The organism is Mesorhizobium sp. M0968, from assembly GCF_040319065.1.
In the GTDB taxonomy this organism is placed as follows: domain Bacteria; phylum Pseudomonadota; class Alphaproteobacteria; order Rhizobiales; family Rhizobiaceae; genus Mesorhizobium.
In genome coordinates, this window is the sequence record NZ_JAMYNL010000003.1 from 218985 (window position 1) to 233591 (window position 14607).

Consider the following 14607-nt stretch of genomic DNA (forward strand, 5'->3'; position numbering starts at 1 on the left):
TCGGTTATTGCGCGGCCTTGATTTCGCTGACGATCTTCGAGTAATCGCGTTGGACATCGCCGACATCGCGCAACTGCTCGAACTTGACCAACTCTGCCACCGGCATGCTCATATTGGGAAATTTGGCGAGAAAATCCGCCGGCAGGCTTTCCATAGCCGGCTTGTTCGGTACCTTGTAGTCGATGTTCTGGGCCGCCCAGGCGTGGTTCTTGGCGTCCAGCATGAAGTTGATGAACTGGAAGGCGGCGTCCTTGTTGGCCGATGCCTTCATCACGACCATCGTATCGACCCAGAGATCCGAGCCTTCTTTCGGTATGGTGTATTTAATTTGTGGATTCTCGGCGATCCCGTAATTGCACCAGCCATCCCAGGCCTGAACCATCAGCGCCTCGCCCGAGACCAGCTTTGAATAAAAGGTCGTGTCGTCATAGGCCAGCAAGGTCTTCTTGGCCGAGATCAGCAGGTCCTTGACTTCGCCGAGCTTTGCCCGATCGGTCTCGTTCACCGAATAGCCCTTGGCGAGTTGGCCGGCGGCAAGCAGCCAGCGGTCGGTCGCCAGCATCGTCGTCTTGCCCTTGAGCGCATCGGACGGGGCGAGAAGGTCGTTCCAGCTCACCGGCTCCGCCTTCACCAGATCCGAACGGTAGCAAAGGCCGGTGGTGCCCCAAGTGTAGGGCACGGAAAAATTGTTGCCGGCGTCGTGCGGCAGCTTCGCCGCCTCGGGATAGAGATTGGCGAGGTTAGGGATCTTGGCATGGTCGATCGCCTCGATCAGGCCGAGCTTGTTCAGCACTTCGGCGAAGGGCGAGGAGACGAAGACCACGTCATAGCCCTTGCCGCCGGACGCGACGAGCTTGCCCATGATCTCCTCGTTAGTGGCGTGAACCACGACTTCACCGGAGACACCGGTCGCCGCCTTGAAAGCTTTCATGGCATCCGGCGCCATGTAGCCGTCCCAGTTGGAGATAACGAGGTCGGAGGCAGCCGCCGGCGCTGACAGCGCCAGGCCAAGGCCAAGTGCGATCAAGGACTTCCTTAACGGACGGTGCCGCAGGTGCGTGGTGGTCATGACAGACTCCCATTCTGGTTGATCATCGAACTAGTCGTCGGACCAGCGCCTGCAGCCGTAGCCGCTTTGATCCTGTTCCCCGGTCTTTTTATTGCCGATTGATCTCACAGTACTATTGCAGAAAAAAGTACGTCAATCCATAATTTGTCAAACTACGGTGAATCCCGGCCGATCGCATCCGCAAGGGCAATCGGCCAAACCTCAGCCGCCAAATCCTTCACGAGAATTGCCATGCAAGTTGCAGCTCGACGTCCCCGCACCAACCATCTCGACCTTGCACAGCGCATTCTCGATGTGGCCCGGAAACGCGGCTTTGAACCCGGCGCTCATCTCCCGGAGCAGCAGATCGCTTCGCTCTGCAGCGTATCCCGAACTCCGGTGCGGGCCGCGCTGCGTCTGCTCACTGAAAAAGGCGTGGTTCAATGGGAGGCTGAGTCCGGCTATCGCTTGGCGGTAGACCTCACGAGCCAGGCGACCGTCGCCGCCGACCTGCCGAGCGCCGAGGAGGATGAACTTGCCGACATGATCCTGCGAGACCGCTCGGCGCGCCGGCTGGACCAGACGGTCACCGTCGGAGCGCTGATGCGACGGTATAATGCCGAGCGCAGGACGGTACTAAAATCGCTGAAGAAACTGGCCGAGGAAAATCTTCTGGACCGCGCGCCGGGGCAGTCCTGGCTTTTCAGGAGAGCGCCGGACGATCTTGGCGCACAAGGGGAGAGCTATGAATTCCGGCTGTTGCTGGAACCCGCCGCCCTTCTGGCGCCTGGGTTCCGACTGGATGGGACGCGCGCGGCAGCCTTGCGACAGGGTATGGAAATGCTGCTGGCTCTGCCCGACGCGGCATTCGATTCCAGAGAGTTCCAACGGCTGGACATCGATTTTCACGGGATGATCGCCGGTGGCTCCGCCAACCGCTTCGTCGCCGAGGCGTTGGCCGATCATCTCAGGCTGCGCCGGCTGCCGGGAACGTATGCCGGCGTCAATGTCTTCCGGCTGAAGCAATCATTGCGCGAGCATCTGACCATACTCGACCATCTGGAGAGCCAGCAGTACGAGGTTGCAGCCGATCTGCTTCGGGTCCATCTGCGACTTTCCCGCAGCCAGCGACCGCAGGCGGCCAGTCGCGGGGCGCCCGCGCTGTTCGGCATGATCAGCCGGCCGGAATAACGAGGATCATGCGCAAAGGCAGCCCGACCATCGCACTGTTTCCGGAAGCGAGCTTCGGCGCTGCGCTGAATTGCGTTGGCATAGCGCAGGCCCTGCGCGCTCGTGGCGCCCGTCCGGTGTTCATCTGCCATGCCGGCTTTTCTGGCGTGTTCGCCGACTATGGGTTTCAGGAATACCAGTTGCCGACCGACGATCCGTTGACCGACAGCGAACGCCAGAGCTACTGGCAAGCCTTCGTGCGCCGTCATCTGCCGCATTTCAGGCTGAGCCCCATCGATCAGCTAGAAACCTACGTTGCCCCGACCTGGCAAGCAATCGTAGACACTGCGGTCAACGCCGAGGCGCCGCTGCGCCAATTGCTGGCGCGGCTGAAGCCGGACGCCGTGGTGCTCGACAACGTCGTCATGTTCCCGGCATTGGCGACCGCCGGCTGCCCGTGGGTGCGCGTCGTCTCCTGCGCCGAAACCGAGCTTCCCGATGCCAATGTGCCACCCTATCTGTCCGGTCTCGCCGCCGACGACCCGAGCCGCGCGGCGTTCGAGGCGCGCTACCTGGCAGCGGTCGCTCCGGCCCATGACCGCTTCAATCGGCTTCGGACCGACGCCGGTCTTGCGCCCTTGCCGACGGGTCTTTTTCTGGAACCTTCGCCCGCCCTCAATCTGCTGCTGACCCCAACGATTGTGCGAAGGCAGCGCGCCGAGCCGCTCGACCCTGCCAGCTTCGTCTATCTCGAAGGCTGCGTTCGCTCGGAAGGGCCGTTCGACGTGCCGGTCTTTCCGCGCAATGGCGGACCGCTGGTTTATGTCAGTTTCGGTAGTCTTGGCGCCATGGATGTCGGCCTGATCCAGCGCATGCTCGCCGTTTTCGACAGGCTGCAGGCCCGCTTCATTGTCAATGCCGGAGGTCTGCGCGACAGCTATCGCGCCGTTCCGGACAATGTCTATCTCGATGCTTGGTTTCCACAGCCTTCGGTCGTGGCGAAATGCGACCTCTTCATTCATCATGGTGGCAACAACAGCTTTTGCGAAGCACTGCGTTTCGGCGTGCCGTCGCTGGTCATGCCTTATTGCTGGGACGGGCATGACAATGCGCAACGTGCCGAAGAAACCGGCGTCGGGCGCCACATCAGCCGCGATGGCTGGACGGAAGACGAATTGGAGCGAAGCATTCTCGGCCTGATGGCCGATGCTGCAATGCGCGCACGCCTCCGGGAGAATGCAGTGCATATGGCGCTGACACCCGGAACCGACGTGGCTGCCGAAGCCATTCTCGCTCTCGCAAGGACCCGACCTGATGCTTGACACCACAACAACGGATGCCTCGACCATGAACGGCACCAACGACCCGAAAGACTGGTTGGCCGCTCACGCTGTCAGCGAGGTCGAGTGCCTGGTGCCCGACATGAACGGCGTGCTGCGCGGCAAGGCCCTGCCAGCGGCCAAGTTCCTCAAGGCGATCGAGGACCGAGCACTCTATCTGCCGAGCAGCGCGTTCCTGGTCAGCATCGACGGCCGCTATTCCGGTTCCGTCGACGAGGGGTTCGCCTACCAGGACCCCGACATGCGGATGGTGCCGGATGTCGCAACACTCTGTCTGGCGCCCGGTGGCGGGCCAGGCAAGGCCTATGTCTTCGCCGATGCGTTCCACATGGACGACCGGCCGTGGATGGCTTCGCCGCGGCACGTGTTGCAGGCCGTGCTCGATCTATATCGCCAGCGCGGCTGGCGGGCGGTGGTGGCGCCGGAGCTTGAATTTTATCTCACCGCGCCCAATCCCGATCCCGACTGGCCGGTGACGGCGCCGGTCGGGCGCAATGGCCGCTCCGAAAGCGTGCAGCATCCCTATGACATGGCGGCACTGGAGCAATTCGAGCCGGTGATCCGGCGCCTCTATGACTATGCTGCGGCAGCCGGACTGCCGCTCGACACGCTCATCCATGAATCGGGCACGGCCCAACTGGAGATCAATTTCCTGCATGGCGACGCGCTGCCGCTGGCAGACAAGGTGTTGCTGTTCAAGCGAATGACGCGCCAGGCTGCGCAGGAAGGTGGCATGCAGGCGACCTTCATGGCCAAACCGATAGCCGCACAAGCCGGCAGCTCAATGCATCTCCACATGTCTGTCGTCGACGAGGCCAGCAACACGCTGTTTGCCGGGCGTGACGGCGCCGACACCGAGATGTTCGGGCATTTCATCGGCGGCCTGCAGAAATACATTCCCGAGGTGATGCCGCTGTTTGCGCCGAACGTGAATTCGTTCCGCCGCATCCGGCCGAACCACAGTGCACCCGCCAACATCGAGTGGTCGCACGACAACCGCTCCTGCGGTCTGCGTGTGCCGGCCGGCGGGCGCACCGCGCGGCGCGTGGAAAATCGGCTGCCCGGCGCCGATGCCAACCCCTATCTGGCGATAGCCGGCTCGCTGCTTTGCGGTTATCTCGGCGTCGAGGAGAAGATCGCTCGTTCGACGGAAGCGCCGGGCAATGCCTATCGCAGCAGGAGCACGCTGCCCAAAACCATGGAAGAGGCGCTCGACCGCTTCGCTGCGTGCGATCCGGTTCGGGCGGTGCTCGGCGAGGATTTCTTCCAGACCTATTTGCGCGTCAAGAGCGTTGAGCTCGACCTGTTCCAGAGCGTCGTCACCTCTTGGGAACGCGACCATCTGCTGCTCAAGGTGTGATGATGGGCTTCAATTCTGGGGGCTTCAACTCCGGCCTGGATATCGGCAAATCCTACTATGTCGCGACGGCCAATCCGGCTCCGGACCATCCGGCGCTGCAGGGCGACGTCGACGCCGATCTGGTGGTGGTCGGCGGCGGTTGTACCGGCCTCTCCGCAGCCTTTCATGCAGCCGAACTCGGCCTGAAGGTGGTGCTGCTCGAAGGCGGCAAGATCGGCTGGGGGGCGTCGGGGCGCAATGGCGGCCAGATGATCCCCGGCCTGCGCAAGGGCGCCAAGGGGCTGGTCAAGCTATATGGGCCGGAACGGGGGAGGGCGCTGTTCGATCTCGCCTTCGAGGCGCGGGCCCTCGTGCTCGGTCTGATCGAGCGCCATGCCATCGATTGCGACCTCAGGCTCACCGGCCATCTGGCCGGTGCGGTCAACGGTTCCGACCTGCGCGACCTCGAAGAAGAGGCCGAGTGCCTTTCTACGGTGATGAACTTTCATGATGTCGAGATGCTGTCGGCAGCGCAGGCGCGCGGAATGGTGAACACACCTTATCACGGCGCGATGTACGAGAAGCTCGGTGGCCATATGCATCCGCTGAACTACACGCTCGGTCTTGCTCGCGCCGCGGCTGCGGCGGGCGTCACCATCCACGAGAATTCGGTGGCGCTGCGGCTGGAGCGGGAACCTTCCCCCCGGGTTTCGACGGCCAAAGGCTCGGTCCGGGCCAGGCATGTCGTACTGGCCGGCGATGCGCTGCTCCACGGGCTTGAGCCGTGCGTCAACAGCCGCATCATGCCGGTCGGCAACTACATCATCGCCACCGAGCCGCTGGGCGACACGACCGACGTCGTCCCAAGCAATGTGGCCGTCTCCGACACGCGCTTCGTCGTCAATTACTACCGGCTGTCGGCGGATGGACGCCTGCTGTTCGGCGGCGGCGAGCGCTATACGCCGTCGCCGCCCGCCGACATTGCCGGCTTCGTGCGGCCGCACATGGAAAAGACCTTTCCGCAATTGCGCGGCCGCCGCATCGATCACGCCTGGGGCGGGCTGGTCTCGGTGACGACATCGCGCCTGCCGCATGTCGGTCGCTATGGCGACGTCTATTTTGCGCATGGCTATTCGGGCAAGGGGGTGATCCTGTCGACGTTGTCGGGCAAGCTGCTCGCTGAGGCGATCACCGCGGATGCTTCGCGGCTCGATCTGTTTTCGACCCTAAGCCCGCTGCCGTTCCCCGGCGGTACGGCGCTGCGCGGCCCGCTCTATGTGCTCGGCATGCTTTGGTACGCAATGCGTGACCGCATCAAACATTGAGCGCAGGCATGCGCAATGAGGCCGAGCGCCGCCACCAAGCGATTAACGGCTGATTTCGTGGCGGCGTCCGACTTGATCGATGCTTGAATATGGTCCGCAGGCAATGGTCGCGAGTCGGTTCGTGCCCTGCTCCCGAAGCCTGAGCGCCGATAGACCTGCCTGCTATTTCCTCAGCTAATAGATCGATATGATTGCAGGATTAACTGTTTCATAGCCCAGGCGCGGCTCCGATTTGTCTTTCGAAATCGCGCTGGAGACAGTTCCGGTTGAACTGCAATCCAATTTTGTTTCCCTGTTTTTCTTGATCGTGCTGCCCGACAGGTCGGCGCCGGCCGACGTTACTTCTGTACTGACCACTCTCTTTTTCTCGTGCGCAACGGCGGCGGTGGATACGGCCATCACAATTGCCGCGCAAACAATCGTCAATCTCATTGTTTCCCCCTTAGAGCACCGCAAAAATGTGGTCGACTGCCTTGAGACGCCGGCGAAGGCGTATTCGCGCCTGGCCGGCCCATGCAGCTTCCGACTGCACAAGATTGTAACTACATTAGCTGCAGCGCAAGTAACCATTTCGGACTAGGGAACGGGTTCCCCTTCGATCGAAAGCGCTGGGCTGCCGGCGAAAAAGCAGGCGTTTTAGACTAGCCGTTCTCGCCGCCGAGCGCCTTCCAATTTTGGGACCGAGGTTGGCTGATGCCCTTAAACTCACGGCTACGCATTGGTTGGATCTATGCAGCGACAAGGCCAACCTTGGCAAAGCCTCTACATAGTCACCTTCGGGCAGCACCAGTCTTGGAATTCACGCCCTCAAGCAAGGCGAGCAGGCCTTTCAGAATTTCGATTGGCGGCGGCGGACAACCTGGAATGTGCAGATCGACAGGCAAGGCCTCGGACACTCCGCGCACCACCGCATAGCTGCCGGCGAAACAGCCGCCATTGCCTGCGCAATCTCCCAGTGCGACCACCCATTTTGGGTTGGGTGTTGCGTCGTAGGTCCGCTTCAATGCCTCGCGCATGTTTTTTGTGACCGGCCCGGTGACGAGCAGTACATCGGCATGGCGCGGCGATGCGACGAACCGGATCCCAAAACGCTCGATGTCATAGAAGGCGTTGTTCAGCGCGTGCATCTCAAGTTCGCAGCCGTTGCAGGAACCAGCATCGACCGCCCGGATCGACAGGCTTCGCCCCAATCGTTTGTGAGCAGCCCCATCGAGCGCGCGTGCGAGTTCGTCGACTGCCGTGCTGCTTGCCAACGGCGGACGCTCGGTGAGAGGGGGGCGTATCAGGCTTTCAAAAAGAAGCTTGCGCATGACAGCGTGCCTTCAGAGATCATGGCCCGAATAAGAGCAGTTGAACGATTTGTTGCACAGCGGAAAGTCGGCAACGATGTTTCCTTCGATCGCCGCTTCAAGGAGCGGCCATTGAAACCATGACGGATCACGGAGGTGACAGCGCTCGACCAAGCCGCCCTTGCCAATGCGCAGCCAGGCCAGAATGTCGCCGCGGAAACCTTCGACGAGCGCCATGCCTTCATGCGATCGGTTTGTCTGCGCGAAATCGACGCGGATCGGCCCGTCTGGCAGCTGTCGCAGGACTTGTTCGATCAGGGACAGGCTCTGTTCGACCTCGTGGATACGAATCCATACACGGGCGTTCACATCGCCTTCCTGGAGAAGAGGTACATCGAAGGCGAGTTCGCCATAGGGTGGATAAGCGAGATTGCGTCGGGCATCGAAGTCCCGACCGGAGGCCCGGCCAACGTAGCCTCCGGCGCGATATTGACGAGCGAGTTCCACCTTCAGCCGGCCAGTTGCGACAGTCCGATCCTGCAGCGACGCCGTGTTGTCGTAGAGCTCGACCAGCGCGGGAAACCGCTGCCTGATCTCTGCGATCAGGGACCTGAGCGCTGTCGTGCCCTCATCGCTCAGGAAGCTTGCCACGCCTCCGGGCACGATGCAGTCGCGCATCAAACGATGACCGAAGGCAGCATCGCTTGCCCGCAATACGCGCTCACGCAGCACCCCACAGTGGGCATGCATAAGCGCGAAGGCGGCATCATTGCAGATAGCGCCTATGTCGCCCAGATGATTGGCCAGGCGCTCCAACTCGGCCATGAGCGCTCGCAGCCAGACCGCGCGTGGGGGAACCTGGACACCCAGCGCCGCCTCGACCGCGCGGGCAAAAGCGAGGGAGTATGCCACGGTACTGTCGCCAGAGGTTCTGCCCGCCAATTTGGCTGCACGGTCGATATCTGACCCCGCCATCAGGCCTTCTATACCCTTGTGCGCGTATCCGAGGCGCTGCTCCAGCCGGACGACCGTTTCACCGCTTGCCGTGAACCGGAAATGGCCCGGCTCGATGATGCCGGCATGCACGGGCCCGACCGGGATCTGATGCAGGCTCTCCCCCTCGGCAGGCAGGAAACTGTACGGGAAGGCAGTCGCAGCAGACGTCCGGACGCGGGTACTCAACGGATAGCTGACACCCCAATGGCCATGATCAAGCCACCGTCTCGTATCAGGCGCGCCTTGTGGCAGGAGCCCGAACAGGTCAGCAGCCGTACGTTCGAGCCGCAATGCGGGCGGATGCAGCCGGCCGACCGATGGGTAGCGGCCACTGGGGCATTCCAGGCTGACAACGCCGATGTCCCCGGCGCTTTCATCGAGAAGTGCCATGTGGACGGCGCCTGGCTCACCCCATAGGCCGAGCAAGCTCCAGTGGCCCTCGGCCAGTTGCTCGACGGCAAAGCCCCATTTTTTCGGAGTCACCACGGCGCGCGACCACGGGAAATGATTTTCGACACGTTGGCCAGCAAGGATGAGGTCGATCAGCGCAGGCATGCTCTTTTCTCTCCTCTGCTCACCCCAGGATACTTGCGACGTGCTGGAACCATGTGACCAGCGGTGGCGGCAGATAGATGCCGGCGGCAAACACCAACGCCAAGTGGGAATACATCGGAATGTAGGACGCCTCGGCGGGTGCAGTGCTGCCGCGCGGTTCGCCGAAAGCGACGCCGGTCAGTCGAAGCAGCAGGGCGCCGAAAGCGAGCAGAATCCCGAAAACCAACGGCATCGCCAAAAGAGGGTGTCTTGCAAATGTCGAACTCACGACCAGGAATTCGCTCATGAAGATACCGAGCGGAGGGAGGCCGGCAATGGCAACGACGCCGATGACGAGCGCCCAGCCAAGGGCAGGATGTGTTTCCGTCAGTCCCCGGATTTCGGCGATGTTCTGTGTCCCCTTGACCTGGGCAATGTGGCCGACCGTGAAAAAGATCGCCGACTTGGTCAGGCTGTGCATGACCATGTGCAGCAGCCCGGCAAAATTGGCGAGCGGGCCTCCTATGCCGAAGGCGAACACGATGATGCCCATGTGCTCGATCGAGGAGTACGCGAACAGGCGTTTGATGTCGCGGCGGCGGTAGAGCATGAAGGCCGCGAAGACAAGCGACGTCAGTCCCATCGTGATCATCAATGACCCAGGTGCGATCGCTTCCGGGCTTGCCGCGAGCAACAGCTTGAAGCGCAGCACGGCATAGAGTGCGACGTTTAACAGCAAGCCCGACAGCACTGCCGAAATCGGCGTTGGACCCTCAGCATGCGCGTCTGGCAGCCAGGCATGTAAGGGCGCAAGGCCGACCTTCGTCCCGTAGCCGAGCAGCAGAAAGATGAAGGCGACATTGAGCAGAGCCGGATCGAAGCGCGCGGCGTGAGCGATGAGCACCGTCCAGACCATCGCATTCGTCCCCTCGCCAACAACCGGCTGTGCAGCCATGTAGACGAGGATGGTGCCGAACAGTGCGAGCGCGATGCCGACGCTGCCCAGAATGAAATATTTCCAGGCGGCCTCCAGCGCTTCGTGCGTGCGGTAGATGCCGACCATGAGCACGGTGGTCAGCGTGGCAAGCTCCACCGCCACCCACATCAAGCCAATATTGTTCGACACGAACGCCAGGTTCATGCCGAACATCATGACCTGATACATTGCGTGATAGAACCGCAAGTTCGGGACTGTCAGCCGCCCGCTCTCCAGTTCGTGGGCAATGTAGGAAGCGCTGAAGACGCTGGTGGTGAAGCCGACGAATGTGTTGAGCACGATGAAGACGATATTGAGATCGTCGACGAGCAGATACTGCCCAGGCTGCGGGCGGTCGGTGACAAGAAGCGACAGTGCGGCGAGCACGGTCAGCAAGCTCGCAGCGATATTGACGCCCGCCGATATCCGGTATTTCGGCAGCGCCGCCAGAAGTGCGGCCGCGAAGATCGGTATCAGCAAAATGGCGGCCACCGCATCGAGGGAAAACGCGGTCAACGGTGTTCTCCCCTGTAGTCGTCGAGCGCGCCGACATCCACTGAGTCGAACCTCTCGCGGATGCGGAACAGGAAGACTCCGATGACGATGAAGGCGATAAGGATCGAGAAGGCGACACTGATCTCGACAACCAGAGGCATGCCCTTGGCCCCCGTGGCGGCGAGGACCAGACCGTTCTCGAGCGACATGAATCCGACAACTTGGCTGACGGCGTTGCGGCGGGTGACCATCACCAGCAGCCCCAGCAAAATGATGGACAGCGCGAAAGCCAGGTCCTCGCGGGCGAGGGGATCAGCCTCGGGAGTGACGCGCAGCATCAGGACCATGGACAGGGTCACCAGGCCTATCCCCGCAAGCATCGTCGTACCGATGCCGACGGCGGTCTCGACGTCACGATGGATGCCGAGCCGCTGAATGATGCGATGAAGCCCGACAGGAATGACGATCGCCTTGAAGACGAGGGCGATCGCCGCCGTGACGTAGAGATGATGCGCGTCCTGAATGTATGCCTGCCAAGCTACGGACAGGGCCAGCACGATTGCATGAAGCGCAAAAACGTTGATCAGAGCAAAGAGGCGATCCTGATACAGCATCATGAAACTGACCAGCACCAGGCCGCCGGCGAGCAGGTGAGCGATGTCGAAGGTGAGGCCGTTCATCAGAGGCTCCGTGAGACGAACAGCAGGAGCGTGCCGAGCAGGGCCAGCATCAGCGCTGCCCCGAGGAAATCCGGGACGCGGAAGACGCGCATCTTGGCGATGGCAGTCTCAAACACGGCGAGGAGAACGCCACAGACGGCAAGCTTGCCGACATAGGCGACGACACCCGGAGCAAGGGATTCCAGTCCTGCCCCGGCGCTCGCCAGTCCCCAAGGTAGGAAGACGCAGGAAATCAGCGACACATAGAGCAGAAGCTTGAGGAAGGCGGCAAACTCGATCATCGCCAGATGGCGACCGGAATATTCCAGCACCATCGCCTCATGAACCATGGTGAGTTCCAGATGGGTCGATGGGTTGTCCACGGGTATGCGGGCGTTTTCGGCGATCGCCACCATCACGAGGGCGATGAGCGACATCCCGAGCGACACCCGCAAGCCAACCTCCGGTGACCCCATGAAGGCGGCGACCGTTGAGAGTTGCGTAGCACCCGCGACGAGCGCCAGGCTGAACACGATGAGCAGCATGGCGGGTTCGGCCAGCGAAGCGATCATCACCTCGCGGCTCGAGCCGATGCCGCCGAAGCTCGTGCCGACGTCCATGCCTGCCAGCGCCAGGAAGAACCGGGCGCTTCCCAGCAGTGCGACGATGGCTATGAGATCGGCGGTCCAACTGAATGTGAGGCCGGCGGCGAATGTCGGGATGAGCGCCGCGCCGACCCAGGTGGTGGCAAAGATCAGATAGGGCGTCACGCGAAACAGCCAGGATGCGTTGTCCGCCAGAACGACTTCCTTGCGCATCAGCCGCAAGAGATCGCGGTAAGGTTGGATCAGGGAAGGACCCTGGCGGCGCAAGAGCCGTGCCTTCACCTTGCGCACGAATCCGGTCAGGAGCGGCGCCAGAAAAAGCACCAGCGCCATCTGCGCGCCTTGAACGGCCAACTCGCGAATCACGGCCATAGTGCGAGCACCAGGAGCAGGACAATGAGAAAGAGAAAGACGAGGGTCAGGTAGCGCCTGATCGTCAGGAACTGCAGATGGTTGAGGTGGTCGGTCGCAAAGTCGAGGGCACGGCCGATAGGCAGGTACAGCGTCTCCCAGATCACATCATGCATTTCGACATTCAGACGAGCCGGACCGGTCTCGCCAGGTGCCGGCATTTCGACGGTTTCCCTTGCACGGAATACGAACGTGCCGAAGACGCGGCGGATAGGCTGCGCGAAGCTGACGGCCGTGTACTGCGAGCTCGGGACCACATCCGGGAAGCCACAACCCCAGGCGGGACCCCGACGGAGTGCATGGGATGCAAAGCGATGGATCACATATGCCGCAGCGGATGCGGAAAAGGCGATGAACAGGAACACCAACAAGCCGTTGTAGGAACTGCGGCTCGCTGCAATCGGCACGATAGAAAGCCAGGGCTGGGCCATCTGCACAGGCATCCGGCTGCCGATCAGTGGCAGTGTCACCGATGAGAGGCCGTCTATCACAAGACCGGGCAGAATGCCGGCCAGGAGACAAAGGGCAGCAAGAATGAACATTGCCGCCAGCGAGTAGCGGTCGACCTCATGCGGCAGTTCCACCGCGGCCGAGCGTGGCCGGCCGAGGAATGTAATCCCGAACGCCTTTACGAAGCAGGCCGCGGCCAGTGCCGCCGACAGCGCCAGCAGACCGCCAACGGCGGGCACCATGACCTTCAGTCCCCATTGTGGCAGATCGGGGCTCTGCAATATGGCCTGAAAGGCCAGCCATTCGGAGACGAAGCCGTTGAAGGGTGGAAGTGCCGAGATCGCGACGCAACCGACGAGAAAGGCAAAACTTGTAAAGGGCATGCGGTGGATGAGACCGCCCAGCTTCTCCATGTCCCGCTCTCCGGTCGCCGTCAGCACGGCGCCCGCGCCGAAAAACAGCAGGCTCTTGAAAAAGGAATGATTGAGGACGTGGAACAGCGCGGCGGTGAGGGCCAGCGCTGCAGCCGATGGCATGGCGTTCGCCTTGAAAGCGAGCGCGAGACCAAGGCTTACGAAGATGACGCCGATGTTTTCAATGGTGCTATAGGCAAGCAGTCGCTTCAGGTCCTTTTCCATCAGCGCGTAGAGGATGCCGAGAACCGCCGTCAGGCCGCCAAGGAAAAGCACGGCAACACCCGACCACCATGCCGGCTCACCGAGCAGATCGAAAATAACGCGTATGAAGCCATAGACTGCGACCTTGGTCATCACGCCGCTCATGAGAGCCGAGACGTGGCTTGGCGCGGCCGGATGAGCGAGTGGCAGCCAGACGTGCAGCGGGACGAGTCCAGCCTTGGAGCCGGCGCCCAGCAGCATGAGAACCAGGACGAAAGCAGCGGCGAACGGGGTGGGATCGGCGGCTCGCATCGCGTCGAATGTGTAGGTTCCATCGGATCCGGCGAGCAGGCCGAACGCAAGCAGCAGCGCGAGTGTGCCGAAGCTCGCCATCACGAGATAGATGTAGCCCGCCCGCGCATTGTCCTGCTTGCGATGGTGCGCCATGACGAGCGCCCAGGAGGCGAGCGACATGAATTCCCAGGAAAGCAGGAAAGTGAAGGCGTCGTCGGCCACCACGACAAGGTTCATTCCGGCTAGGAAAGCCGGGAAGAACGGCAGCACCCGATGCGGCGCAGACTCATGCCTGCCGTAGCCGAGGCCATAAAGACTGGCCATGGAGCCGCCGAAGTTGACGACGATGAGGAAGAAAGTCGACAGCGCATCCAAACGGAAATGAGCGCCAATCCATGGCAATCCAAGAGGCAACACCACAGTCGACGGGGTGACGGGATTGTCGGCGATGCGGCTCGCGAGAACCATGAGCACGGCCGCCGATATACCTAGCGTCAAGCCGTAGATCAGGCGTGTTCCCGAGTCGGATCTGCGGCTTTCCGCAATCGCAAGCACCGCAGTCCCCAGGAGCGCAGCGACGCCCCACAGGAGGACCGCGGCCCCCGAAATCACGCCACGCTCCTCACGGGGAGTTTGGCATCCGTATCGACTCCGCCAAGGATTTTGGCGGGGTCAAAATCCGCTTTCAGTCGCACGCCGCGCCCGCCGATTTGGCTGGAGGCGCCTTCAGCGATCAATTCCACGCCGGCGAGGTCAAGTGCCCCGATCAGCTTCATGAGAGAATCGACGTTACCCCGAATAATCGACTCGCTGGCTTCCATGCGTTGAATTGTCGGCACGGAAAGACCGGACAATTCGGCAAGCCTGCGCTGGTCGATGCCAAGGAGCGCCCTCGCGGCACGCAACTGTGGAGCAGTTATCACGGTCGCATCCCCCTTTTTGATCAGCTTTGAGATATTATCTCTACGTCTTGCAGCATATATTAAAATGCGGCGCATTCAATTAGTGATGCGTGACGCATCTGTCTTGAGGCTGTAGAAAACCGGGCGATACGCCCTG

Annotated in this window: 13 protein-coding genes; 5 read left to right on the plus strand and 8 right to left on the minus strand. The window is 61.7% G+C overall.

What is annotated here, in order from left to right; translation table 11 throughout:
- Positions 1-4: 4 nt before the first annotated feature.
- Complete coding sequence (locus NKH67_RS06525) at positions 5-1069, minus strand: polyamine ABC transporter substrate-binding protein (protein WP_352469625.1); 1065 nt, start codon at positions 1067-1069, stop codon at positions 5-7.
- A 231-nt stretch (positions 1070-1300) separates the two neighbouring features.
- On the opposite strand from NKH67_RS06525, the gene NKH67_RS06530 reads away from it, so the two are divergent.
- From NKH67_RS06530 to NKH67_RS06550, 5 genes are all read left to right on the plus strand, one after another.
- Positions 1301-2239, plus strand: a complete 939-nt coding sequence (locus NKH67_RS06530) for a GntR family transcriptional regulator (protein WP_353030415.1) — start codon at positions 1301-1303, stop codon at positions 2237-2239.
- A 5-nt stretch (positions 2240-2244) separates the two neighbouring features.
- Positions 2245-3540 (plus strand): nucleotide disphospho-sugar-binding domain-containing protein, encoded by a 1296-nt coding sequence (locus NKH67_RS06535; protein WP_352469818.1) that lies wholly within the window; start codon positions 2245-2247, stop codon positions 3538-3540.
- A complete protein-coding gene (locus NKH67_RS06540; RefSeq protein ID WP_352469627.1) occupies positions 3533-4918 on the plus strand; it encodes a glutamine synthetase family protein in 1386 nt (461 codons plus the stop codon). Before NKH67_RS06535 ends, NKH67_RS06540 begins: the two co-directional genes overlap by 8 nt.
- Positions 4918-6222, plus strand: coding sequence for an NAD(P)/FAD-dependent oxidoreductase (locus NKH67_RS06545; RefSeq protein WP_352503128.1), 1305 nt, complete (start codon positions 4918-4920; stop codon positions 6220-6222). The genes NKH67_RS06540 and NKH67_RS06545 overlap by 1 nt, the downstream gene beginning before the upstream one ends.
- Before the next feature lie 232 nt (positions 6223-6454).
- On the plus strand, positions 6455-6802 hold the full coding sequence (locus NKH67_RS06550) for a hypothetical protein (protein ID WP_352469629.1): 348 nt from the start codon (positions 6455-6457) through the stop codon (positions 6800-6802).
- A 190-nt stretch (positions 6803-6992) separates the two neighbouring features.
- On the opposite strand, the gene NKH67_RS06555 is transcribed toward NKH67_RS06550, so the two are convergent.
- From NKH67_RS06555 to NKH67_RS06585, 7 genes are read right to left on the minus strand one after another with little or no spacing between them, the layout of a single operon-like run.
- On the minus strand, positions 6993-7532 hold the full coding sequence (locus NKH67_RS06555; RefSeq protein WP_352452927.1) for an NADH-quinone oxidoreductase subunit B family protein: 540 nt from the start codon (positions 7530-7532) through the stop codon (positions 6993-6995).
- 12 nt (positions 7533-7544) lie between these two features.
- A complete protein-coding gene (locus tag NKH67_RS06560) occupies positions 7545-9062 on the minus strand; it encodes a hydrogenase large subunit (protein WP_353030418.1) in 1518 nt (505 codons plus the stop codon).
- A gap of 19 nt (positions 9063-9081) precedes the next feature.
- On the minus strand, positions 9082-10533 hold the full coding sequence (locus tag NKH67_RS06565; protein ID WP_353030420.1) for a hydrogenase 4 subunit F: 1452 nt from the start codon (positions 10531-10533) through the stop codon (positions 9082-9084).
- A complete protein-coding gene (locus NKH67_RS06570; protein WP_023675519.1) occupies positions 10530-11192 on the minus strand; it encodes a hydrogenase-4 component E in 663 nt (220 codons plus the stop codon). Before NKH67_RS06570 ends, NKH67_RS06565 begins: the two co-directional genes overlap by 4 nt.
- Positions 11192-12148 (minus strand): respiratory chain complex I subunit 1 family protein, encoded by a 957-nt coding sequence (locus NKH67_RS06575; RefSeq protein ID WP_352469631.1) that lies wholly within the window; start codon positions 12146-12148, stop codon positions 11192-11194. Before NKH67_RS06575 ends, NKH67_RS06570 begins: the two co-directional genes overlap by 1 nt.
- Positions 12139-14160, minus strand: a complete 2022-nt coding sequence (hyfB, locus tag NKH67_RS06580) for a hydrogenase 4 subunit B (RefSeq protein ID WP_502893726.1) — start codon at positions 14158-14160, stop codon at positions 12139-12141. Before hyfB ends, NKH67_RS06575 begins: the two co-directional genes overlap by 10 nt.
- Complete coding sequence (locus NKH67_RS06585; protein WP_023675522.1) at positions 14157-14471, minus strand: helix-turn-helix domain-containing protein; 315 nt, start codon at positions 14469-14471, stop codon at positions 14157-14159. The genes hyfB and NKH67_RS06585 overlap by 4 nt, the downstream gene beginning before the upstream one ends.
- Positions 14472-14607 lie beyond the last annotated feature (136 nt).

Bases quoted from the DNA above. Each gene is read 5' to 3' on its own strand.
- NKH67_RS06525 (WP_352469625.1), bottom strand. From the start codon at position 1,069: ATGACCACCACGCACCTGCGGCACCGTCCGTTAAGGAAGTCCTTGATC.
- NKH67_RS06530 (WP_353030415.1), top strand. From the start codon at position 1,301: ATGCAAGTTGCAGCTCGACGTCCCCGCACCAACCATCTCGACCTTGCA.
- NKH67_RS06540 (WP_352469627.1), top strand. From the start codon at position 3,533: ATGCTTGACACCACAACAACGGATGCCTCGACCATGAACGGCACCAAC.
- NKH67_RS06545 (WP_352503128.1), top strand. From the start codon at position 4,918: ATGATGGGCTTCAATTCTGGGGGCTTCAACTCCGGCCTGGATATCGGC.
- NKH67_RS06555 (WP_352452927.1), bottom strand. From the start codon at position 7,532: ATGCGCAAGCTTCTTTTTGAAAGCCTGATACGCCCCCCTCTCACCGAG.
- NKH67_RS06560 (WP_353030418.1), bottom strand. From the start codon at position 9,062: ATGCCTGCGCTGATCGACCTCATCCTTGCTGGCCAACGTGTCGAAAAT.
- NKH67_RS06570 (WP_023675519.1), bottom strand. From the start codon at position 11,192: ATGAACGGCCTCACCTTCGACATCGCTCACCTGCTCGCCGGCGGCCTG.
- NKH67_RS06575 (WP_352469631.1), bottom strand. From the start codon at position 12,148: ATGGCCGTGATTCGCGAGTTGGCCGTTCAAGGCGCGCAGATGGCGCTG.